Here is a 25,032-nt window from a genome sequence, read left to right as displayed (position 1 = left end):
AAATATGTTCCTTTCTTTATATGGAATCGATTTCATAAACTAGTAAAAAAAGAGGCTGCAAGTGCAACCGTTTGCATATTTGAATCTACTATATTCTAATAAAAGGGTTTTCATAATGCAAGTAAAAATTTTTCACAGATAAACAGAAGAGAAGTGGAGCAGCAGTTATACAGCATACACAGCATACAAAAAAGCACCCGAAGAAGCGGGTGCTTTGGTTGTGATTGTTATTGCATTGCATGCAAGCCTGCCTGATTGAGGAGATTCCATGGCTTGTTATAATGCGGCTGAAAGAAGAAATCTACAAATCCTAGATCTTCCACAGTCATTTTGTTTTGTATGCACACAGACAATGTGTTGATAGATTGAGTCAGATCTGCTTTTGACATCACCTGGGCACCAATCACCCTGCGGCTGTCCTTTTCAAACACAACCTTCAATTTTACATCCTCATTATCAGGCATAAAGTCCGGACGATAAGAATCTTCAATCATAACGGACTCTGCAATTATACCTGCATCAGCAGCAGCAAGTTCGGTCAGACCTGTAGAAGCAATGTTAAAATCGAATATTTTAATACCGGACGTTCCCTGCGTTCCTAAATACTTTGTAGTAGGAGCGACAAGGTTTCTTGCTGTAAGTGTGCCCATTCTGACTGCATTTGTTGCAAGCGGAATGTAGGCATGCTTGCCGGTTGGATTAAACAATACAGCACAGCTGTCTCCGGCCGCAAATACGTCTTTTTTGCTGGTCTGCATATATTCGTCAACGATAATCGCACCGTTCGGCAGCATATCAACCTGGCCTTTCAGCAGCCCGGTGTTCGGGCGGAAGCCGATGCAGAGAATAACTAAATCTGTTTCGTATGTTCCGGCAGTAGTGACAACTGTTTTCACAGAACCAGAATCATTCCCGCTGAAGCTTGTAACTGTCTGGCCCAGGGCAAGCTGCACACCCTTATCAGTAAAATCCTTCTCAATTTGTGCTGTAAATTCTTCATCAAGGTATTTGTTTAGAATTCTCTCTGAGCTGTCTATCAGAGTCACTTTTTTGCCGCTCATTTCAAATGCTTCCACCAGCTCAATTCCAATATAGCCTGCACCGACAACCGTAATATGGCGGGCTGATTTGGCGCGTTCGATAATATGAAGGGAGTGAGCATAATTTTTGCAAAGCACAATGTTGTTCAAAGAGCTTCCTTCAATTCTCGGCATGATTGGCCATGAGCCTGTTGTCACAATCAGTTTATCGAAGGTATCCGTCGTTTCTTCATCTGTTTGAAGATTTTTCGCAGAAAGTGTTTTTTGATCAGTATCAATAGAAGAAACTTCATGTTGCATTTTCATGTTAACCCCAAGACTTTCTAACTGTTCAGGAGAAGAATAAAAGAGGCCGTGTGGATCTTTTACGACTCCGCCAACATACAAAGCAATTCCGCAAGACAGGAATGAGACATTGTCATTCTTTTCATATACTGTAATCTCTGCTTGCGGATACAATTTCACCGTATTCATAATGGCTGCTGTTCCTGCGTGCGTACAACCTACAACTGCTACTTTCATCTATATAAAACCTCCTGTTTTCTAATAGTAAATTAAATTTGTGAAGAACTTCACATAAACTTGTGAAACAATTCACATTTAGTTGATAAACTTAGTATATGATAATCTGCGTAAAAAAACAATGACTAAATTGTGAATTATTTCACATGACAAGTGCGTGAGTTTACGGTATATTATAAGTAAGGTTCTGCAAGTACTTTTGTAAGAAAGCCGCATCGCTTTTATTTTCATCTTTATTATTTTGAGATAGCTTAAACGCTTTATATTCCAGTAATGCTATCTATTGACAATAATATGAACAAATTTTGTCCGAAAGGTGACTAATCTATGAAATACTTTTGACAACTCTTTTTCGGCATTCTATGTTCATGTTTATTTTGGTAAAGTGAGGGTAAATGCTCTTAGTGGTTAACTGTGTCTTTTTTACATTTTTTACTGCTATGAATCTACTTAATTTTTTTGGAGAAAATCCGGGAAGGATGGTGAACCTTCGTGTATAAGTTATATAGGAAATTTATCATGCTGAGCATGGTGCTTTCAGTATTTCTGCTTGGAGGATGCAGCAGCATGGCTGTGCTTGATCCAAAGGGGCCAGTTGCAGCACAGCAGAAAGATTTAATTATGCTGTCCATTTATTTTATGCTGTTTATTGTCATTGTGGTTTTTGTTCTCTTTACATTTATTGTTTTCAAATACCGCGAGCGTCCCGACAATATGGCATATGAGCCGCCTGAAATGGAAGGCAGCAAGATTCTTGAGATTGTCTGGACAGTGATACCTGTTATCATTGTTATCGCTTTATCAATACCAACTGTACAGGTTATATACAGTTTGGAAGGACCACCTAAAGAGACAGCCCACAAAGAGCCGTTAGTAGTCCATGCCACTTCTGTCGATTGGAAATGGGTCTTCAGCTATCCTGAAGAAAACATTGAAACTGTGAATTACCTGAATATCCCGACGGAAAGACCAATTCTGTTCCGTTTAACATCAGCTGATGCCATGGCTGCTTTATGGATTCCTCAGCTTGGCGGGCAAAAATACAACATGTCAGGAATGGAAACTCAGCTGTATCTTCAAGCAGATGAGCCTGGTGTCTATCAGGGCCGAAATGCTAACTTTACCGGCCAGGGATTCTCCGGTCAGCGCTTTGAAGTAACCGCAAAGCCTGAGGATGAATTCGAGGCATGGGTAGAAGAAACACAGGCAACTGCGCCTGAACTGACTGAAGATCAATATGAACTGTTTATGCTTCCGGGCGAGACAGGACTTCATACATTCTCTTCCACACACTTAGACTTTGTGGATCATGCGCATGATGCTGAATATGCAATGAACGCGCGTGACAAGCATGGTGTTCATGTGGATCCTCATGGAAAAGGCAAGGATGAGGACCGCACAGATATGGACGACATAAAAACAAGAGAAGAACATGACAGACATGAAAACTCCGAAGAGGGAGATCATGAACATTCTCACTAAAAAAGGGGGGAAACCCAGTGGCATTATTTGATTTTATCAAAGATAACCTCATCCTAGATGACCCGCTTATCCTTGGTGCGCAAGTTTCTATTGCGCTGACAACCATCGGGCTTATCTTTGTGCTCACATATTTTAAAAAGTGGAAATGGCTGTGGACAGAATGGCTCACAACTGTTGACCATAAAAAACTAGGTGTCATGTACATTATTGCTGCGATTTTGATGCTTTTCCGCGGCGGTGTAGATGCCATGCTGATGCGTGTTCAGCTGACATTGCCCGAAGCTGAGTTTCTGAATTCCCAGCATTACAACGAAATTTTCACCACTCACGGAACCATCATGATTATCTTTATGGCGATGCCGTTCCTGATTGGATTAATGAACGTTGTTGTTCCTCTGCAGATAGGTGCGAGGGACGTAGCGTATCCGTTTATTAACTCCCTGAGCTTCTGGACTTTCTTTTTCGGGGCAATGCTGTTCAACATTTCATTCGTATTCGGCGGATCGCCTTCAGCAGGCTGGTCCAGCTATATGCCGCTTGCCGGTAATGAACTGAGCCCTGGTCCGGGACAAAACTATTATCTGCTTGGACTTCAGCTTTCAGGTATTGGTACGCTTTTAACAGGGATTAACTTCCTTGTAACCATTTTGAAAATGAGAGCACCGGGTATGACAATGCTGCGTATGCCTATGTTTACATGGACTACGCTGATCACTTGCTTGATTATTATTTTCGCTTTCCCTGTATTAACTGTTGCATTAGCACTTATGACTTTTGACCGATTGTTTGGAGCCAACTTCTTTACCCTGGCAGACGGCGGTATGCCGATGCTCTGGGTCAACTTGTTCTGGATTTGGGGACATCCTGAAGTTTATATTGTTATTCTTCCTGCTTTTGGTATCTTCTCAGAGATCATTGCAACCTTTGCGAGAAAATCACTGTTCGGATACAAAGCGATGGTTATCTCTATCGTAGCGATTTCAGCACTGAGCTTCGTTGTATGGGTCCATCACTTCTTTACGATGGGTCAGGGAGCAGCTGTTAACTCAGTCTTCTCGATCACAACCATGGCCATTGCCATTCCTACGGGTGTTAAAATATTCAACTGGCTCTTCACCTTATATAAGGGCCGGATACGATTTACAACTGCGATGCTATGGGCATTGGCATTTATTCCGAACTTCGTAATTGGCGGGGTTACAGGGGTTATGCTTGCAATGGCTGCGGCAGATTATCAGTATCACAACACATACTTCCTGGTATCTCACTTCCACTATGTGCTGATTGCAGGGACAGTATTTGCATGTTTCGCAGGTTTGATTTACTGGTATCCGAAAATGTTCGGACACCGCCTGAACGAAAGACTTGGAAAAATCAGCTTCTGGCTGTTTACAATTGGATTTAACGTCTGCTTCTTCCCGATGTATTTCCTTGGTCTTGCTGGTATGCCTCGCCGTATTCATACGTATGCAGAGACAGACGGCTGGACAACAATGAACATCATTATTTCTATCGGAGCAGTTGGAATGGCAGTAGGATTTGTTGTATTTGTTTACAACATCTACTGGAGTGCACGTTATGCGGAGCGCGACCAAACAGGAGATCCTTGGGATGGGCGCACACTTGAGTGGGCGACAACATCAGCTATTCCGCCGCACTATAACTTTGCAGTAACGCCGGAAGTAAAGAGCCTTGATGCATTCTGGAAAATCAAGCAAGATGAAAAAGTGAATGGAAAGCGTCCTGTCGAGTACAAACCGATTCATATGCCTAGCAATGCAGGTGTACCGATTGTGATGTCACTCTTCCTGTTCATCTCTGGTTTTGCACTTGTATTCTCTATCTGGTGGATGGCCATTCTTGGTCTCATCGGAACATTCGTATGCATGATCATCAGATCATTTGACTATGACAAAGGTTACTATGTCAGCGTAGAAGAAATAAAAGAAACAGAAGAAAAAGTATCTGTATAAGGAGGCGTGAACAATGGAATATGCAAATCACAATGAAAATCATAGTCCTGACACGCCCTTAGAATATCAATCTGAAACCGGCAGATTAAATATTCTTGGCTTCTGGATGTTCCTTGGTGCGGAGATAGCGCTGTTCTCCACTTTGTTTGCCACCTACTTTGTCCTGATTCACAGGACTGCAGGCGGCATCAAGCCAATTGAACTGTTCGAAGCTCAAGGCGTACTCATCATGACAATGCTGCTTTTAACAAGCAGCTTTACGTGCGGCCTTGCAATCCATGAAATGAGAAGAAACAACCAGAGAGGCCTCATCATCTGGATGGCTATCACATTGCTTCTTGGAGCGGGCTTCCTCGGAATGGAAGTTTACGAGTTCGTTCATTATATTCATGAAGGGGCTACGCTTCAAACAAGTGCATACTGGTCTGCTTTCTTTGTTCTCACCGGAACGCACGGGCTTCACGTTACACTGGGTATCGGCTGGATCATCCTCATCCTAATACAGGTATGGCAAAGAGGAATCACGCCTGATACCGCAAGAAAAGTTTTTATCTCTAGTCTATATTGGCATTTCCTTGATGTTGTGTGGATCTTCGTATTCACAGGAGTATATCTATTAGGATTGGCAGGTGTATAATGGTGGCAAACAGTAAATCTCAAAACCATTTTCCTTGGTCACATCTCATCGGTTTTCTCGGATCTATCGCATTAACATTGCTCGCAATGTGGCTCATTCTTGGAACAGATCTGCCGCTGGTACCTGTATTGATCATCATCTTTGGATTAGCATTCGTACAGGCTGGCATTCAGCTGCTCATGTTTATGCACATGAAAGAAAGCAGCTCAGGCAGACACCAAACAGCCAACATGCTGTTCTCGGCTTTCATTGCAATCGTCATTGTAGCCGGCTCTGTATGGATTCTAAACTTTGGAATGCACACACATCATTAATCAGCTAGATCATCTCAACCCTCGCATGCTTGGTGCGGGGGTTTTTTATTGTTTAGAGTGCTTTGTGGAGTAGGTGCAGGGTGGAATCCTTTTGGGGCTTTGATATAACGGTAGGAATTCCGATTAGGGCCTTTTTGGGCAGCAATATAAGGGTAGGAATTTCGGCTAAAACCAAATGGAACCTAATTTTAGAGAAAGTAAGGGAAGACATTCCGGTTAAGCTCTTAAAATCATCCGAATAGAAGTTTTTTAGTGAATTAACCGGAAATCCTCCGTCTATTGGGGGCGATATTATCCATTTTTTTGCAATAAGCGGAAATGCTCCACTTAATATCTTTATCAGGACTTAAGCTGGGTGAGGACTTTCACTAAAAGGGAAACGGAGAAAAATAAGGGTAGGAATTCCGGATAGGGCCTTTTTGGGCAGTAATATAAGGGTAGAAATTCCGGCTAAAACCAAATGGAACCCAATTTCAGAGAAAATAAGGGAAGACATTCCGATTAAGCTGCTTAAAATCATCCAAATTGAGGTTTTTTAGTGAATTAGCCGGAAATCCTCCGTCTATTAGGGGCGATTTTAGCCGTTTTTTTGCAATAAGCGGAAATTCTCCGTCTATTGAGGACCCATCAGGACCAAACCCTATTGAACTTCCGTTTTTCTTCTTTAAGTGTTAGGGATGTTAACCGCCTCATTACTTTTATTATCCTTCCTCAAATACGACATATAGGCGTAAAAAAACACCCCTGTACTGTTGCACAGGGGTGTTTCAGCCGGACCTATTATTTTACTTTTACTTTTGCAGCTTTACTTACATTCCCTGCTCGGTCCTTTGCAGTGACAGTGAGTGTTGTGTTTTTCTTTTGAGCTTTGATTGTTACAATGTACTTGCCATTTTTATTAGTTGTTGCTGTTCCAATCACTTTGTTTCCAGCTTTAACAGTAATAACCGAATGTGCTTCCGCCGTTCCGCTTACTGTTTTGTCTGTACTCTTCAAAGCTTTTACTTTAGGAGCAGCAGGCGCTTTTTTGTCAATTGTGAACTTCACAACTGTCTTATTTCCAGCTTTATCGGTAACTGTAAGTGTATACGCTCTTTCAGCTTTAACGACAGTTCCGTTTTTAAAAGCTTTTCCGTTCAAAGTTGCTGTACCTTCATTGAAGGAAATCTTAACATTTTTATTGTAGTGTGCATTGTTGGAAACACCGCTGACTTTTGGAGCGGTTTTATCAATTGTAAATTTCACAGTTGTTTTGTTTCCAGCCAAATCTGTTGCTACTACTGTGTAGGTACCGGAATTCTTGACGACAGTACCAGTCTTGATTGCTTTTCCATTGAGTGTAGCTGTGCCTTCATTGAATGCGATTGCCACATTCCTGTTGTAAAGTGCCCCGTTTGTGACACCATTTACTTTTGGCGCAGTTTTATCAATGGTAAACTTCACGGTTGTCTTGTTGCCGGCTGCATCCGTTACGACTAAAGTGTAGGTGCCTTCAGCTTTAATGACAGTACCGCTCTTAAAAGCTTTGCCGTTCAGAGTGGCATTGCCTTCATTGAAAGTTACTTTCAGGTCTTTATTAGTGAAAGAACCATTGGAAACACCTTCTACTTTTGGTGCAGTTTTATCAATGGTAAATTTCACGGTTGTTTCGTTGCCGGCTGCATCTGTTACGACTAGAGTGTAGGTGCCTTCAGCTTTAATGACAGTACCGCTTGTAAAAGTTTTGCCATTCAGAGTGGCATTGCCTTCGTTGAATGTTACCTTTAGGTCTTTATTAGTGAAAGAACCATTGGAAACACCTTCTACTTTTGGTGCAGTTTTATCAATCGTGAATTTGACAGTTGTCGTATTGCCGGCAGAATCTGTGACAACGAGTGTATACGTTCCTTCCGCTTTGACAACAGTACCGTTTGCAAAAGCTGCTCCATTCAAAGTAGCCGTGCCTTCATTGAAGGAGATTGTTACATCCTTGTTATAAGACGTGTTATCTTTCACTCCTTCCACAACAGGTGGAGTAGTGTCCACAGGAACAGGTTCCGGGCTTGGAGCTTCAGGAGCTGTCTTGCCTCCAACTTTGATCACAACTGTTGTAAGCGGGTCGATGGTCAACGTCTTGTCAGTCAGCACGTATCCAGATGCTTCCTTCACTCCTGTAACCCCTGCTTCGTCACTGTCTACAAGAACCGTACCTTGAGATAAGTCATACTCTCCCAATGTGAATGTACGATTTTGCTCATCGGCATTGACGAATACATAATATGTGCCAGTGCCATCAGTAGACTTATTTTCATACGCAATGGCAAGGTCATTTCTTTTGATTTCAGGAAGATTAAGCAATTTCACATTCTGGTCAACAAGGCCTTTTTCGCCTAAGCGGAATGCATTTGTCGATTTTCTCAAATCAATTAAGCCTTGAGTAAAATTGCTTGTTGTTACGTTGATTGGGAACTTCTCGGCATTGGTAGCCTTCTCCCAGTCAAACATATTGATTGCATCTGATGAATCATAAGAGTCATGGATGAAGTAACCGAACGATTTGCCTTGAGCGTCTTTCAACTCATGATATTTCTGTTCGGGAACTCCTTCATCCAGCCATTGTTTTGTCCTTCCATATTCCTGCCCCGCATGAAGGAAAGCAGTTCCCTGGGAAGTCAGGATGATGGAGTTTCCGACACGCATCCGCTTATGGATCTCTTCATTGTTTGCTGGAATAGCAGGATCCTTTTTAATAGATTGGGCAATGACATCATATAGCGTCATATTGTCATGGGCTTCGATGTACTGAACCATATCGCCGGGATCGTCATGCTTCGTGTTGCTTGGCTGTCCTTTGATATTGTTGAAAATGACATTGATGTCTCTAGCTCCGCCGGTAAGGAAGCGAGGCTCGCCTTCGGAACCGAAACCAGATTTTAATTCATTTCGGATTTCGTCAGAGAATACTCCGACACTATCCGTTTTGTCCATCCAATCCTGGTCCGCACCCATACCTGCAAGTGAAGGGTCGGATAGGTGGCCGGCGAACGTTCTCCAGCCTTCTCCAATGAAGAGGGCATCAGGATTAATTTCAGCCGCTGCATCAAAAGCATTCTGGATGGATGGGTAAGTTGCGTCGCCCATCATGTCGAAACGCATTCCATCAATTTTGTACTCATCGAACCAGTACTTAACAGAATCGACCATTAGCTTTTCAGCCATTGTACGGTTAGTAGCCAGGTTGTTTCCGAATCCGCCAAGGAAGTTTCCTTGCGCATCTTGGAATGAGTAATAATTTGGAACGATATCGTTCAGCATGCTAGCTTTAGCCATATGCGTGTAAACTACATCGAAGACGACACCCATTCCAGCACCATGGATCGCATCAATAAGTTCTTTCAGCTCTTTCACGCGCTGTTCAGGATTAGTCGGGTCTAAAGAATAAGCTCCATCTGGTGAGAAATAACTGTGAGGGTCATAACCCCAGTTGTATTCATTTCCGCCAGCAGAGTAGTGAAGTTCCCTTTCGCCCATTTTCGTTTCATCGCCATAGTACCATGCCATGACCGGAAGCAATTGGACGTGAGTCACACCAAGGGACTTGATGTAGTCCAATTTATCGATAAACCCAGTGTATGAACCCCATCTTGCATTCAAATCGCCATTGATTGAAGGATCGGAAGTGAAGTCGCGTACATGCACCTCGTAGATGATTGCATCTTCACGCTTTTCATAGCCGTCAATTTTCGCATGGGAGAATCCTTTAGGATTTGTGTCACTCAAGTCGATAATTGCAGCTTTACCTACAGTATCTCCATCAGGTCCAGGTTTACCTTCTGTATCGACAGTGAAAGCCGCCATGGATTTTGCATATGGGTCAAGGACTTTCCTTGTAACACCATCATTTGTTACTTCGTATTGATAGTAGTAATCTTTGAAATCAGTTACGTTCAGCGTTCCAGGAGTCAGGTTAACCGACCAGACACCCTTGTCGCCTTTACTTAGGTCAACTTGGCCGATTCTTTCGGCAGCATTGGACTTGTTATAGATGTTTGCCACAACCTTTGAAGCCTTTGGAGCCCAAAGCTTGAGTGTCGCACCGCCATTTTTATAAGTGGCGCCAAGATCGTCACCATCGTAGGCATACATGCTGTCCAGCATCCTCCAGCCGGAAGAGGCGGAAACAGTTCTGCCAGCATAGGTTACAGTCAGTGGAATATTCGCCAAATCAATCTCTGCAGTCACTTCAACTGTTTTATCAGAAGTGATTTTAACAGCAGTCACAGGAACTGCATCACCTTTGGAGTCTTTAATCTCAAGGGATGATTTCAGTGCATCTTCTGTCATTCCCTCAGTCATCGTGAAACCGAGCAATAGCTTTTCTTCAGAAACGACTTCAGCGGATACAAGGCCCGTTGCCTGCTCCCAATAAGGGGAGATGTAGACAGTGTTGTCACCTTGTCTGATCCAGATCTCGTTATAACGGTCTAAAAGGTTGAATCCTTTATCACCGCTGTCTTTACCCTCATCGCCTTTTGTTACATCCATGACCAGGAAGCCGATGTTCTTTGCATCCTCTGTGAGTTCTACATCAATGTAAGAACCGTAGAGGTCTGTCTTGTCGAACATGGTAGCGTCAGTCGGCCATTTAGCAGAAGGAGATTTAACATCATTCCACAGCCATGCGCCGAAGTTTGCATAATCATTGTTATCGCGTACATAGTGAATCCGGATTGTGTTCGGTGCAAGGGTGGCAGGCTGATAATTGTAAACCTTGTCGGAACCTTGCTTAATCCAGATTTCATTCATTTCCGGAGACGAGATCGCGAAAGCTTTATCGCCGCCGTCCTTACCAGCATCACCTTTTGTTACATCCATAACCAGGAAGCTGATATTCTTCGCACCTTCCCTGAGCGGCACATCAATATAAGCGCCGTAGCTGTCCTTGTTTGTGAACTTGGTAGCACCATTCGGCCAGTTGGCAGAAGGGGAAGCTACATCGTTCCAGAGCCATGCTCCAAAGTTTTCATAGTTGTTATCAGTGCGGTTGTAATGGATACGGATATGGTTTTCAGGAACAGGAGTTACCTCTCCATCTCCGCCGCCATCACTTTTGCCCGCTGATACCGCAGCAGTGATTGCGCCATTTTCCACTGTCAAAAGCACAGTCCCGCCGTCCGCTTTTCCAGGGATCGACAGAGTGACTTCGCCGTCATCAGCAGTGTATGTCTGGTCGGCATAGTGATCTTTTACAGTGGCGCCAGCATCTACTGTCAGAGTGATTTGCTTAGCTTCCTTGGCTACATTCAAGCCTACATAAGCAGAGTCACCCTTATAGCTGCGTTGGAACATAAGGAATTTGTCCGCATCTGATCCGCCGACCGCTTTTCTTTCACCCTTTGCAAAAATCTCAGAGTAGTCAGCACGGAAGTTGAAGATTTTCTTATAGTGCTCAAGTACGTCGTTTCCTTCCACATTATCCCATGCAAGATCATAACGGTTGTCATACTCCGGATAATTATTTGCTCCGCTCTGGCCTAGTTCTTCACCGTAATAAATGACCGGCTGTCCCTTCGAAGTAGCCTGGAGGGAAGCGGCAACTTTAAGCTTTCCTTTATCATTTCCTGCATTGTGCAAGAAACCATCTTCATCATGGCTTCCAAGGAATTGTCCAAGTGTAGCCGCATTGTCAATTTGTTTGCTGCGGGAAATCAGGGCATCATTTGCCTTATTTAGTTTTCCGTTCACAAAGTCATGGGCAATTTCCTTGAAACCGAAGTCAAGAAGGGAGTCCATCATACCTGAGTCAAGGTAGCCGGAGTAATTCCCTGCACTTGCACCCCATGTTTCTCCAATCATCTTATGTTCAGGCATTTTTTCAGTAAGAGCGTTCTTGAATGCCATCCAGGTTGCATTTTCCACGTGTTTCACTGTGTCCACACGGAAGTAGTCAATTGTGTTTCCTTTTGAAGTTGTAGCTTTATCAATCCAGTCAGTCTGCCACTTTATGATTGCTTCGCGTACTGCTGGTTCTTCTGTTTTCAGGTCAGGAAGGCCGGCAAGCTCACCGACGATTTCATCTTCACCCACATTGTTACCCTGGCGAAGAAGGCCACCAAAACGTGCGCGGTCTTCGTTAGTCGGGAATCCTTTTGGAGGATTTGCGATATTTCCGTCAATGTCCTTAAGTCCATAGCCGGTATGGTTCAAGACGACATCCACCATGATTTTGATTCCGCGCTCATGAGCGGCATCAATTAATTCATGGAAATCACCCATTGTTCCAAAATGAGGATTCAATTCACCGAAATTGCTTGCCCAGTATCCATGGTATCCATAATAGGAATGGCCTGCCGGATCACCAGAACGGACATCATGTTTCACGTTTTCGACAATAGGGGAAATCCAAATTGTATTAACGCCAAGTGCATCAAGGTAATCAAGCTTTTTAGTGATTCCTTTGAAGTCTCCCCCCTGGTATGTACCACGGTCGTTAATTTTGTCATATCCCATGTCATAAGGGTCATTATTGCTTGAATCGCCGTCAAAGAAACGGTCTGTCAGCATGAAATAAATGACTGATTCATCCCAGTCGAAATCATTTTCGCCGACAGTCTGGCGAGTTTTCACTTCCACTGTTGTTTCGCCGGTAAACTCATTTCCATAGTTGTCAACTACTGTTACCGGAATGGTTTTTGTTCCTGCAGTAATGTTGTCATCGACTGCAATTGTAACTTTTCTCAGGGAAGGATCTATTTTAAGAGTCTTTGATCTTCCAAGAGCAGAAACGTCAGCAGTGATGCTTCTTGCTTCCAGACCCTCAGTCAGTCCATCGACACCTACTGTTAAGACAGCGTTTTCATTATAGTCAATGGAAGCAGGAGTAACTGATCCGGATACAGACAGCTCAGCAATTCGGAAATCTACAAAGGATTTTCCGTCCACTGTGTTGTAAGGATCGGAAACTTCAGTTGTTTCTCCGTCTTTTGTTACAAGGAATGTATACTCATTCTTGCCATTTGGAATGCTGTTATAGTTTAATATAAATCTTTCATTCTCTGGCTCGTATGTCATTTCTGTCGTTTTGCCGTCAAACTTCAATTCTACTTTTTCAATACTGTTCATAGAGTCAGATGCGAAAAGCGCCTTATCACGATAGAAGAAAGTAGCATTTCCTTTATCAATCTTAGGAGCTGATCCGTCTGGCACAATCCTGATTTGTTCAACGCCGCTGGTAATGAAGGCTTTTGTAATTGAATCATTCCTGTTTACGGGAATAAAGCGGTCGTTGAATTCTTTCTCTGCTGTGTCCCAGTTAGTAGTGCTGCGCAGGACAAAGCCCATCTGAGCAGTGGCTGCGCTTACAGGAATGTCGACACTGGCAGTGTTTCCAGTTTTCTTTGTAAAATCAACCTGTCCATCTTTTACACCGGTATTCCAAGTCCACATATTCCAAGTCCCGAAGTTCTGGTCTTCGCGGATGTAGTTAAAGCGAATCTTGCGCTCAGTTGAAGCCGCATTTGTAACTTTTACTTCTGATGCCTCTGCTGTTGGAGCAGGCAGATAAGGCAGAAACAGGCTCAAAAGCATGAGTACAGTCATAAGAATGGAAAAACTGCGTTTTGATTTTCTAAACATTCTGTTATTTTCCTCCCTTTTTTTACTATGCGTCTGCCATCCCTCACGATACTTAAAGGTGTAATTCTTTTCCAATGGAAAAGCATAATAGTGGAAAAATGGAACCGTTTGCACTAAGTTGCACGGGCAATTCAGCCAGATCAGGCAAGTGTACAACACAAAGTGCTGAGTTGTACTCTACCAATATTAGCGGAAATTTCCATATTTAGTGCAAGCGTTTGCAGGGCGCTATTGCATTAATTTTACAATGGATTTAGCTAAACAGCAAGCAAATATTAATTTATGAACATATTTTGCTAGTAAGCTCTCATTAGGCCTGTTCTTAGCCGAAAAATAAGCGTAATAAAAATTCCGGTTAAAGCTAGTTGAGGCTGTTGATGAGGGGGGATAGGGAGAGAGATTCCGGTTAAGCTGCTAAAAACCTTTGATTTTGAGCTCTTTAAAGATGTTAGACGGAAACCCTCCGTCTATTGAAGGCCATTTTCACCCTATTCCGCTGCTTAAGCGGAATTGCTCCGTCTATTCATTCATCAATTCTTCTATCAATGCAAGATAAGCGGAAGATTTCCGGTTAAATCCAAAATGATGCTTTTTAGAGGCAATATAAGCGGAAGGTTTCCGGTTAAGCTGCTGAAAATCGTCCGTTTTTAGGCTTTTTAAGGGAATAGACGGAAATCATCCGTCTATTGAAGTCCATTTTCACCCTATTCCGCTGCTTAAGCGGAATTACTCCGTCTATTCATTCATCAGATTCTTCTATCAATCTAAGATAAGCGGAAGATTTCCGGTTAAATCCAAAATGATGCTTTTTAGAAGCGGAAGATTTCCGGTTAAGCTGCTGAAAATCCCCCATTTTAAGGCTTCTTAAAGGAATAGCAGGAAACCCTCCGTCTATTTCGCCCTATTTTCCCTATTATTTAATAAGCGGAAACCCTCCGTCTAACCAGTACTCCAAATCACCTTCCCTTCTCACAACCAAACAAAAATCATCCAAAAAAAAATCCGTCCAAAATGAAATATCATTTTTGACGGATTTTCTCATTCTGAGCAATTAGTTCCCAGCACCCTCAAGCTGCTGTTTTTGCTCCCTTTGCTCTCTGATAACAGGGATGGCGAAAATAATGAATGCGGCGAAATGAGCCATAAGCACATTAAGTGTAAAGAGCAGAAGAAAGGCGGTGTGGAACAGCATGCTTGCTTCGGCGCCATAGTACATAAAAAATGTAATCCACATGGCCGAAATAAACGGAATACTTGCAGCAGCTAATTTCTTATGTTCCGGCAGTAAGAAAAGAGGCGTTGCAGTGGCAATCATCATATAAGCAAAAAACATGTCCATACTTACCAGCTCCTTTTTATATGTTTACGCTTACAAAAAGTAAAATGTGACAGATCTAAAAATTTTTTGTGAACATTTTGTTACAAACAGTATAGCACGTATGGTCAATCTTTCCAAATAATATTTGTTTAATAGGTAAAATATTCAGAAAACAATTGCTTTGTTTTGATTATGTATGGATAGGGGATGTGTTCTAAAGGAGCTTTTTTCTTGTTTTTCACCTAATTAATAACGAAAAGGAGGCAGCACACATGGTAATAAAGGCATTGGCACTAAATTGTTCATTAAAGAAAAGCAATGAAACTTCCAATACAGATGCATTGTTGAGTGAAGTTCAAAGTATCTTTACCGATCAGGGTATAGAACTGGAAAAGGTCAGGGCAGCAGATTATCAGATTTCCTTTGGAATGGAAGAAGATATGGGGGATGGTGATCAGTGGCCGGAGCTTTTCGAAAAGGTAAAGGAAGCGGACATTTTAATTATTGCTACGCCTGTCTGGCTTGGCGAAAAAAGCAGTGTGTCAAAACTGATTCTGGAGCGTCTGGACAGCTGCAGCAGCAACACGAATGAAAAAGGGCAGTCCATTTACTACAATAAGGTTGCAGGAGCAGTTGTGACCGGAAATGAAGATGGAGCAAAGCATGCCGCCCAATCGATCATTTACAGCCTGTCTCATCTGGGCTTCACAATTCCGCCGAATGCAGATTGCTACTGGGTTGGAGAAGCAGGACCGGGGCCATCCTATATTGAGGCAAACGGCAATGAAAACGAATTTACGCAGTCACATGTGAATTATCTAGGCTATAACCTCTCACACTTCGCCAGAATGCTGAAAGAAAGACCGATACCTGCAGAGGGAAATTTAATGTAGAAATCATTGAACTTTGCAGCGAATCCTGGAGGCAGAAGGGGACAGGCTCTGCTTGTTCCTTACTTTATACCAAGGAGTTTTCTTGGTACAACATATATAGCTTGATTCAGCAAAATAAGAAACAGCCTCTCTGTCACCCAGAGAGGCTGTTTTCATTAAAAGACAATATGAGCGGCCAACACGATGATTGGAAGCGTAATAAGAGTTCGCTCCAGAAAGATAATGATTAAGTCTTTCAATGATACAGGTATTTTCGACCCGAGCAGAAGTCCGCCCACTTCTGACATATAAATCAGCTGTGTGACAGAGACTGTTGCAACGATAAACCGAGTCATTTCACTTTCAATGCCGCTTCCGATGACGGCCGGCAGGAACATATCAGCAAAGCCGACAATCAATGTTTGTGATGCTTCCACTGCTTCCGGAACCTGCATGAGCTGAAGAAGCGGAATGAATGGAAGTCCCAGCCACTTAAACAGCGGTGTGTATTCTGCAATGATCAGGGCAACTGTTCCAAAAGCCATAACAATTGGAGCAACCCCAAGCCACATATCAAGAATGTTTTTGCCGCCATCTGAAAAGAACTCTTTCAATCCTTTATTTTTCTTTGCTTTTGCAACAGCCTGGCTCAGACCCCATTGAAATGGCGTGCTGCCTTCTGGAATCAGCTCTGTATTCTGCTTTGGAGCATTTTTATAATATGTGTCAGGCTTTCTGGATAAAGGGGGAATGCGCGGGCAGATAAGTGCCGCTGCCAATCCCGCGAGTCCAACTGTCAGATAAAAGGGAAGAAAATACTGGCCTAACCCTACATGGGAAATAATCACCAGGCTGAAGGTAATTGATACGACCGAGAATGTTGTCCCAATTACAGCAGCTTCTCTTTTTGTATAGTAGCCTTCCTGATATTGTCTGTTTGTTAATAGTACCCCAATGGTTCCATCGCCGAGCCATGATGCAAGGCAGTCGATTGATGAACGCCCAGGCAGCTTAAAAAGGGGTCTCATTACCTTGGTGAGCAATGCCCCGAACAGCTCAAGAAGACCATAATTGAGAAGCAGCGGGAGAAAAAGTCCTGCAAAGAAGAATACAGAAAACAGGATAGGAAGCAGATCAAACAAAAGGAGCCCCCCTGTGCCTTCAGACCAAATAAACTCAGGTCCAAGTTCAAAAAGAACCATTACTGCAAACACTGCTCCAAGAGTGCGTGCGAGTACCCAGCCCTTTGTCACATCAAATAGAGTGGTAAGAAAAGGGCTTTGTTGAAGGAAAGCCGGCTTGCTAATTTTGGCGAGCAATGTGCCTGCTGCTGATAGAGTAATAAGAAGCGTCATGATTCCCGGCAGGTAGCGCTGGAGTAAATCCTGCAGAATGCCGGATAAAATAGCTATGGGAATGGTAATTTCGCCTTGATAGGAAATAGGGATCATGAATAATAAAATGCCAAGTAGTGAAGGGAGAAGAAACTTAGTAAAATTCTTAACTTCTAAACGTTCATTCATCATAAAAACTCCTTCGAAAGATATATCGGGATAATTATGCACTATCTTTCATTTTAATACATTTCTTTTCAAAAGCAATGGTAAATTAAAAATCTGTGATGGAATTCCCTAAATAGCAAGATGTCAAACACAAGTCTCAATTTGTTGACCGAATAGTTAAAAAAATGTAGGATAACGGTACATATGAATCATGGAAAAATCTAAAGAAAACAGGGGAAGTTTAATGAAAAAAGTATATATTCTTCATGAGAATTCAGAGTGGACCATTCATTTGACAAGGGAGCTTGATAAGCTGAATGTACCCTATGAAGAATGGTTTTTGGATAGGGGAGCAATAGATTTATCTGCAGAGCCGCCTGAAGGCGTTTTTTATAATAGAATGAGTGCCTCTTCGCATACGAGAGGCCACCGCTATGCACCTGAACTGACAAGTGCTGTTCTATCCTGGCTGGAGCGCCATCAGCGAAAAGTATTTAACGGTGTAAATGCGATACAGCTTGAGGTAAGCAAAGCTGCACAGTATATGGCTTTGCAGACTGCGGGAATTTTGACGCCTAAAACCGTGGTGGCCTCAGGGAAAGAAGAGCTGCTGCATAGTGCCGGGATTTTTGAGGGAAAACCCTTTATTACAAAACATAACCGGGCAGGCAAAGGCCTCGGGGTCAGGCTCTTTCAATCACAGGAAGGTCTGGAGAAGTATGTCAGTTCAAGTGAATTTGAGGATTCTGTTGATGGCCTGACACTTTTGCAGGAATATATTGATGCTCCTGATCAAAGAATTACAAGATGTGAATTCCTGAATGGAAAGTTTCTATATGCAGTGTCTGTTGATAGTAGTGAAGGTTTTGAACTTTGTCCTGCAGATGCCTGCTCGATAGGCGAAGGTTTTTGTCCCGCCGGGGAAGAATCCCTGCCTAAATTCAGCATACTGGATGGTTTTGATGAGAGTTTAATAAAGAAGTATGAAGGATTTCTGCAGGAAAATGGGATTGCGTTTGCCGGCATAGAAAATATTCAGGCTGCTGATGGCAGAATTTATACGTATGATGTGAATACCAATACAAATTATAATTCAGAAGCAGAGAATATCAAGGGCATTTATGCTATGAAGGAAATGGCGCTGATTTTAAAAAATGCGCTTCTTGACTGAGGAGGATATGCAATGGATCAGACCATTCAAACTTTACTGAATCACCGCTCTATCAGAAGATTTGAAAACACTCCTTTAACGGAAGAACAGATAGAAATTCTGGTAAAATGCGCCCAATCAGCGTCTACGTCCAGCTTTATTCAGGCATACTCTATTATTGGCGTGAAGGATAGAGAGAAGAAGGAGGCGCTGGCGGAACTGGCTGGAAATCAAAGCTATGTTGCGAACAACGGCCATTTCTTTATTTTTTGTGCAGACTTGTACAGGCACCATCTGATTGGAGAAAGGGAAGGCATTAAGGTCGAAGAATCCCTGGAAAGCACTGAAAAGTTTATGGTTGCAGTCATTGATGCATCCCTTGCAGCTCAGAACCTTTGTATTGCCGCAGAAAGCATGGGACTGGGAATTTGTTATATTGGCGGTCTCAGAAACAATCTTCCGGAAGTGAACAAGCTGTTAAGAGCTCCCAGCCTTGTTCTTCCGCTATTTGGAGTCTCTGTAGGCTACCCGGCGCAGAATCCTGAGAAAAAACCAAGATTGCCGTTTTCCCAGATCTACCATGAAAATGAATATAGACAGGATGAAGATGTTTCTTATAATAGTCTTGAAGAATACAATGAAATTCTCTCATCCTATTACAAAGACCGTACAAACGGTGTGAGAAGCGACAAGTGGACCAGTCAAATGGCACAGATGCTCTCCCAGCCGCAGCGGATGTATATGAAAGAGTTTATAGAAAATAAAAACTTCGGAAAAAGGTAGTAATCACGGGTTTCCAGTACAGGAAACCTGTTTTTTCATGCTTTTTTTGTAAATTAATTTTTACCAAATTCAGGCATGTGTTTTGTATGCGGCATCCCGCTGTTCAGGCCATATCATGCTCTTTTCCAATGCTCTCCTGCTCCAATTACTGCATGTTGACAGGTTTCATCTTTGTCCATAAAGGATATTTAAATAAAGAGTTAAGAAAAACAATATTTGGGGAGGCATTTGAAATGGCAAACAATGAACATGTAGTAAACCAGAATGGTGAAGTTGATAACAGCAAAGTGGAAAACGTGATGGATCGCATGGGAAATGAAAAGCAAGAAGAGATTCTACAAAACTTCGATAATTTCAAAAGCTATCTGAATGAAAAAGTAGAACTTGGCAAAAAGCTTGGAATGGGTGAAGAGCAGCTGGCAAAAACAGCTGAAAAAGTAGCAGGTTATTTGTCTTCCAACGTGGAGCCTAAAAACCGTGAAGAAAAACTTCTTCAAGAGCTATGGAGAACGGGAGACAAAGACCAGCAGCATGCCCTTGCTCATATGCTTGTACGCATGGTGGAAAAAGAAGGCTAATCAAATTGATATAGAAAGGGGCATCTCCATGGAGGTGCCTCTTTTTCATGGGGATTCAGCAAGCAAATAGTTTTCCTCTTTTTTCCTTTCTTTTCGACAATAAGTGATATAATGAATCAAACAAAGAGAGAAGAAGGTATAGAAGATGATAAGGAATTTCATAGGGATTACACTGCAATTTGCTTTTGCGGTAACGGGAATTGTTTTGCTCGGCTGTCTTCCAGTGCTGATGGATGGAAACGGAATCAGTGCTTTTTTTCATAAAACTGTTGATATAGCAGCGGGACTGCTGCGGCCTTGGGAAATAGCTTATGTCAGCGGGGATGTTGATGTAAAGTTGTTTCCTGAATTTACTGATGCAATTATTTATTCCTTCACGTTAATGGGTTTTGCTTTTCTTGCAGCACTAACTGTTTCGATTGTTCTCACCGTGCTGACCATGCTCCTTCCTTTAGCCGTGAAAGAGAGAGTGAAGCTGTTTGTATACATGACAGAGTCGATTCCTGATATTCTTGTTATTTTGCTGCTCCAGCTGTTTGTGATTACTATTTACAAGCAAACAGGCATCAAGCTTACTACAGTCATTTCCATAATGGATTCCAAGCCATATGTGCTGCCAATTATTTGTTTGTCTGTCTTGCCGACCATTCAGCTTTACAGACTTTCCATTTACCTGTTTGAAGAAGAGCTGCGCAAAGATTATCCGCTGTTTGCTGCATCGGTAGGGCTAAAAAAAGCATTCATATTTATTGTACATATTTTAAGAAATATCCTGGTGAGCTTGTTTTATCAATCCAAAACAACAATCTGGTTTATGCTGTCGAACCTGCTTGTTTTGGAGCATTTATTTAACATTTTTGGCATTACTCATTATGTTCTCAAATATATGTCTCCCGAAGTATTCACAACAGCACTTCTTGCCCTGTTCATACCGATATTTCTGTTTTACAAATTTGGAGAATTGCTGCTTGAAAACACGGTTGGAAGGGGGGAGGGGATATGATCAAAAAACTCGTACGCAGTCCCTTGTTTATGACGGGGTTTTTTATTCTCTTCTTGATATTATCAGCAAGCCTTGTTTTTACCCTTTTTAATGGGGAAACGATACGCCAGCAAAATTACCTCTATGATGAGAGCGGGAAACTGTTGGAGGCTTCTCCTATATCTCCAAAATGGTATATGCCTTTTGGGACCGATCTATTCGGATATGATATGTTCAGTAAAATTCTCATGGGTGCCAAATACACGATTCCTTTTGTGCTGGGAGTAGCCCTGCTGAGGATGATCGTTTCTATTCCGCTGGGCCTTGCTGTCGGCTCGTATTTCAGCGGAATCAGAAAGCAGCTTAATAGTTTAACAGATTCCTTTCACTATGTTCCGTTAAGCCTGATTGCCATCTACCTGCTTTCACCTGTTCTCATCATGCCTCCTGAAGGATTCTCCACTTCAATGTGGGAAAGAATTTTTTATCAGGCTGCTGTTCTTACTCTGCTGACAGTTCCAATCCTCTCAACATTAATCGGAAATGAAACTGCCAAGGTGTTGAAGGAAGAATACATCATGAGTGCGAAAACACTTGGTGCCAGCCAGTGGAGGCTGATGTGGAGGCATGCTGTTCCTGTTATGAGAGAGAAATTTTTTATCCTTTATGGACAGCAGGTCATTCAAGTGCTGATACTGCTCATGCATCTCGGACTATTTCATTTATTTCTCGGAGGCACACTCATTTCATTCGGAATGCAGGCTGATCCTCCGAGATCACTCTCAAACGAGTGGTCCGGCTTGATTGGAGATTCTTTTCGGCGTCTCTTTACAGCACCATGGATCCCTCTTGCCCCGATATTATTTTTTGGGCTGACCATCTTGGCAGTCTCTTTAATGATTGAAGGCTATACAAGGGTGAGCTTACGGGAAACTTATTTTCTTAAACGAAAAAAAGCGGTTAAGAAGGCAGGGGTGCCTGTTTCAGCCATGGAGAACAGCCCGGAAGATTTTCGCTTTTATAAAGATACCTCTATATAAAAGATAAGCGCAGCTGCGGAAACGATGCTGCGCCTTTTATTGTTCAACAAACGTGGAGTTGTATTCTCATTCATCTTTTAAACAGCTTCCAGAAAGGAAGCAGGACAAGAAGGAATAGATAGAACATTGCAGAAAAAAGCAGACTGACTGGCAGGACAATGAGGATATCTACAACATCCGAAGCTGCTGTTGAGACAGGTTGTTTGGATCGCTGAAAAAAATGAAGTATAAAAAATAAGAGCGAGAATCCGAAAAAACAAACAGCAAACGTAATGAGTATAAAGAAGAAAACATCTGGCATAAAAGAAATTTCCTCCGGCTGTATTTTTCTACATATTACCATAAAAAAGCCTTGTTGAGAGAAACAACAAGGCTTTTCTAAATTTAGGTGAAGGCAAAGAACGCCTTTTAGAGATGCTCGTCTTATGCTTGTCGGGCCTGGCAAGCCGATTCCGCTTTTCTTAATTACCTAATAGTAATCGGGTTCGCCGTTAGCGAGTAGTTTGTTTGGCGTTCTTTTGTTGCAAATGCAGCTATTTGGTATTGGCCTGCCGGAAGCGTTACGTTGTTGATTCTTCCGTCCCAGTTGAAGGCTTGGTATTGGCTTCCAACATTTTTATATGTTGCAATTTGGCCAACTGGTTTTAGGTCTCTGTCATACACATAGAGTGTTAGTTCTTCAGCACCTCTTGGAAGGTACACATTGATTGAGAATTGGTTTGCTCCAAGGGCTAATGCAGTAACTGATGTTACACGCGGGTAGTCAGGTTCTTGGATGAAGAGGATGGTTGGAACTTCAATCACTTCAGAACCGTCGCTGACAAGAATGCTTCCTTCATAATAACCTGCCTGAAGCTTGGCTGCATCAACTTGGACATTCAAATTCACATCTTTGGAGCCGCCTTTATTCACTGTCAAATTTTTGCCGTTTTTGACTTTGATTGCGTCATTGCCATTTTTAAAGCTTGCTTCGAAGCTGTATGTTTTTTTATTTTTAGAGATGTTTTTGATTGTAAAGCTTTGGTTCTCGACTTGCTTTCCTTTGGATTTTGCAAAAACGCCGAATGAGTGGCTTCCAGGAGCAACAAGTGTCTTCGTTTCAATAGACTCTACTACTCTGATGCTTCCTGCACCTTGAGAGTTGTGAGCATAAACAGCACCATTGCGGTCTTTCAATTTTTCTGCATTATTCATTAATGAAGACTTCACATCGTCTACATTCCAGTCCGGATGAGCCTGCAAGAGAAGTGCTGCAGCTCCAGCAACATGCGGTGCAGCCATACTTGTTCCCTGCTTAGATCCGTAACCGTGAGGATTTGCCGGGTTAAAAGTTGGGACTGTGCTGACAATATCAACTCCTGGTGCGGAAACATCAGGTTTGATCATCCATGTATCAACAACAGGACCTCTGGAAGAGAAGTCAGCCATCGTTTCTCCGACTTTCTTATCAAAAGCAAAAGTGAAGGTTGCCTTGTTATTTCCGCTGTTGATCTGTGCTACAAGCTTTTCACCTTCAGCCTTAGTCAGCTTAACGCTTGGAAGAGGCATTCCCGGAATATCAGGTACTTCACCGTCAGCGTTATTATAGATAACAGTTGCGATTGCGCCAGCGGCTTTGGCAGCTTCAGCTTTGTCCACAAACGGAATTCCGCCTCCGCGAGCAATAACAGCCACTTTTCCTTTTACATCTTTCCCTTGGAAGTCAGCTGGAGCGCCCAAGCCTGCATTTACAAGTTCCAGCTCTTTACCGCTTAGTGCAAGAAGTGCTTCTGCAGTTGGATAACCCATTACCTTGGCGGAAGAGTATCCAGGAAGCACTGCGCTGTACAAGTCGAACGGCAGTTGAGTTGCCCCGACAGAGATTGCACTTCTGGAAGTACCAGGAGAGCCCACTGTCCAGTTTCTTGGACCGCTGTTTCCGTTAGACGTAACAGCAACAACGCCTTCAGCCATTGCCCAATCCAACGCGATGCTTGTTGCAAAGTCAGCATTGTTTAAAGAATTTCCTAAAGAAAGATTCATAACATCGGCACCGTCACGAACAGCTTTCTCAATACTCGCGACAACATTCTCAGTAGTTCCTGAACCGCCAGGACCTAATACACGATAAGCAAGAAGCTTGGCTTCCGGTGCTACGCCTTTAATGCCGCCATTAGCTGCAACAGTTCCGGCTACATGTGTACCATGAGTTGTCTCTGCACCGCGCGGATCACCCTTTGGAGTTTCCTGCGGATCTGGATCATTGTCTACAAAGTCCCAGCCTTTATAATCTTTAAAAGCGTGCTTCAAGTCAGGGTGTGTGTAATCTACACCTGTGTCAATGACAGCGACTGTCACACCTTTACCGGTATAGCCTGACTCCCAAGCCTTTTGAGAGCCTATGTAAGGAGCACTCTTTAGCATATTTGGAGTAAATTCTTCTTCTGAAACAATTTCTTCAGAACCTGGAACCACATCAGCCTGATAGGTTACATTTGGATATACTGCTTTTACTTCATCCAAAGCAAGAAGTTTTGGAATTTCACTGGCTGGAAGCTCTATTGAAAAACCGGAGAAAACGTAGTCATATTCACGTTTTACGTCTGAGTTACTTACTTGTTTTGCAGCTTGCTGCTTAACATTATCACGAACCTTTTTCAGGTTTTCTTTTGTCTGTTTTTTTCCTTTTTGTTTTGATTCAACAAGCGATTCTTCCTTTAACTCCACAATTACAGTTGTATTGTTTGTCGTAGTAAGATCAACCTCACCATGTATTTGAGCCAGTTTTGGCTCTGCAGGTTGTGCGGAAGCTCCCGGTACAAAGCTGGAAACACCCAAAGTGATTGCAGATGTGTAAACAAATGTCTTTAGAAAATTCTTTTTCAACTGTCATTTCTCCCCTTTTAATATGTTAGTAGATAAAAGCTTTCTTGCAGTAAAGGAATAAGAAAAGTACACCTCCGAAGTAAAAATATTGTGACTTTATAAATATTCTGTTAGTTAGAAAAATTCCCTTGATAAATTTGACTCATTTTCTTCTAGTAAAATGGGTTGATTTTTAGTTATGCACATGAGCTGTGTATAGAGGGGATTACGTGAATATATCTTGTAGGGAACAAATGTACCCACACTAAATGTGGATATCATCTGTGGATATGTTGATAAATTTTGTGGATAAGTGCAGGATAACAGGGGATTAGTTGTGAATATCTAAAAATTTGTGCATAAATATGATTTATGCACAAA

At 42.4% G+C, this 25,032-nt stretch carries 15 protein-coding genes; 10 read left to right on the top strand and 5 right to left on the bottom strand.

Going from position 1 to position 25,032, the window contains the following annotated elements:
• Window positions 1-227: 227 nt before the first annotated feature.
• Window positions 228-1,562 carry an FAD-dependent oxidoreductase gene (locus GJU40_RS03220; RefSeq protein WP_154306307.1) on the bottom strand — a complete coding sequence of 445 codons (1,335 nt, stop codon included), beginning with the start codon at window positions 1,560-1,562 and terminating at the stop codon, window positions 228-230.
• 492 nt (window positions 1,563-2,054) lie between these two features.
• Between GJU40_RS03220 and qoxA the strand changes: the two genes are divergently transcribed.
• Genes qoxA through qoxD form a run of 4 tightly spaced genes read left to right on the top strand, consistent with a single transcriptional unit; the run spans window position 2,055 to window position 5,968 of the window.
• A complete protein-coding gene (gene qoxA, locus GJU40_RS03215) occupies window positions 2,055-3,044 on the top strand; it encodes a cytochrome aa3 quinol oxidase subunit II (RefSeq protein WP_343031365.1) in 990 nt (329 codons plus the stop codon).
• Window positions 3,045-3,079: 35 nt separating this feature from the next.
• Window positions 3,080-5,017, top strand: a complete 1,938-nt coding sequence (gene qoxB, locus GJU40_RS03210) for a cytochrome aa3 quinol oxidase subunit I (RefSeq protein WP_343031375.1) — start codon at window positions 3,080-3,082, stop codon at window positions 5,015-5,017.
• 13 nt (window positions 5,018-5,030) lie between these two features.
• Window positions 5,031-5,654, top strand: a complete 624-nt coding sequence (gene qoxC, locus GJU40_RS03205) for a cytochrome aa3 quinol oxidase subunit III (RefSeq protein ID WP_154306306.1) — start codon at window positions 5,031-5,033, stop codon at window positions 5,652-5,654.
• Window positions 5,654-5,968, top strand: coding sequence for a cytochrome aa3 quinol oxidase subunit IV (qoxD, locus tag GJU40_RS03200; RefSeq protein WP_154306305.1), 315 nt, complete (start codon window positions 5,654-5,656; stop codon window positions 5,966-5,968). Before qoxC ends, qoxD begins: the two co-directional genes overlap by 1 nt.
• Window positions 5,969-6,748: 780 nt before the next feature.
• Here qoxD and GJU40_RS03195 read toward each other — a convergent pair.
• Entirely contained in the window at window positions 6,749-13,582 is a 6,834-nt protein-coding gene (locus tag GJU40_RS03195) for a pullulanase (protein ID WP_154306304.1), read from the bottom strand.
• A gap of 1,051 nt (window positions 13,583-14,633) precedes the next feature.
• Window positions 14,634-14,921 (bottom strand): spore morphogenesis/germination protein YwcE, encoded by a 288-nt coding sequence (locus GJU40_RS03190; protein ID WP_154306303.1) that lies wholly within the window; start codon window positions 14,919-14,921, stop codon window positions 14,634-14,636.
• A gap of 251 nt (window positions 14,922-15,172) precedes the next feature.
• Between GJU40_RS03190 and GJU40_RS03185 the strand changes: the two genes are divergently transcribed.
• The gene (locus GJU40_RS03185; protein WP_154306302.1) at window positions 15,173-15,793 is read left to right on the top strand and encodes a flavodoxin family protein; all 621 of its coding nucleotides are present in this window, start codon (window positions 15,173-15,175) and stop codon (window positions 15,791-15,793) included.
• A 155-nt stretch (window positions 15,794-15,948) separates the two neighbouring features.
• Here GJU40_RS03185 and GJU40_RS03180 read toward each other — a convergent pair whose 3' ends face one another.
• Window positions 15,949-17,295 carry a YjiH family protein gene (locus GJU40_RS03180; protein ID WP_425481190.1) on the bottom strand — a complete coding sequence of 449 codons (1,347 nt, stop codon included), beginning with the start codon at window positions 17,293-17,295 and terminating at the stop codon, window positions 15,949-15,951.
• A 223-nt stretch (window positions 17,296-17,518) separates the two neighbouring features.
• Between GJU40_RS03180 and GJU40_RS03175 the strand changes: the two genes are divergently transcribed.
• The 5 genes from GJU40_RS03175 (at window position 17,519) to GJU40_RS03155 (ending at window position 21,807) form a co-directional block, all read left to right on the top strand.
• On the top strand, window positions 17,519-18,445 hold the full coding sequence (locus GJU40_RS03175; protein WP_154306300.1) for an ATP-grasp domain-containing protein: 927 nt from the start codon (window positions 17,519-17,521) through the stop codon (window positions 18,443-18,445).
• Window positions 18,446-18,457: 12 nt separating this feature from the next.
• Entirely contained in the window at window positions 18,458-19,207 is a 750-nt protein-coding gene (nfsA, locus tag GJU40_RS03170; RefSeq protein ID WP_154306299.1) for an oxygen-insensitive NADPH nitroreductase, read from the top strand.
• A gap of 233 nt (window positions 19,208-19,440) precedes the next feature.
• Window positions 19,441-19,785 carry a DUF3243 domain-containing protein gene (locus tag GJU40_RS03165; protein WP_154306298.1) on the top strand — a complete coding sequence of 115 codons (345 nt, stop codon included), beginning with the start codon at window positions 19,441-19,443 and terminating at the stop codon, window positions 19,783-19,785.
• A gap of 145 nt (window positions 19,786-19,930) precedes the next feature.
• A complete protein-coding gene (locus GJU40_RS03160; RefSeq protein ID WP_154306297.1) occupies window positions 19,931-20,788 on the top strand; it encodes an ABC transporter permease subunit in 858 nt (285 codons plus the stop codon).
• Window positions 20,785-21,807, top strand: coding sequence for an ABC transporter permease (locus tag GJU40_RS03155; RefSeq protein WP_154306296.1), 1,023 nt, complete (start codon window positions 20,785-20,787; stop codon window positions 21,805-21,807). The genes GJU40_RS03160 and GJU40_RS03155 overlap by 4 nt, the downstream gene beginning before the upstream one ends.
• A gap of 465 nt (window positions 21,808-22,272) precedes the next feature.
• Here GJU40_RS03155 and GJU40_RS03150 read toward each other — a convergent pair whose 3' ends face one another.
• Window positions 22,273-24,672, bottom strand: a complete 2,400-nt coding sequence (locus GJU40_RS03150; RefSeq protein WP_154306295.1) for a S8 family peptidase — start codon at window positions 24,670-24,672, stop codon at window positions 22,273-22,275.
• Between the last annotated feature and the right edge of the window lie 360 nt (window positions 24,673-25,032).

The organism is Metabacillus lacus (genome assembly GCF_009674805.1).
Lineage (GTDB): Bacteria > Bacillota > Bacilli > Bacillales > Bacillaceae > Metabacillus_C > Metabacillus_C lacus.
The sequence above is the reverse complement of the archived record's forward strand: the minus strand, read 5'-3'. Positions and strand labels throughout refer to the sequence as shown.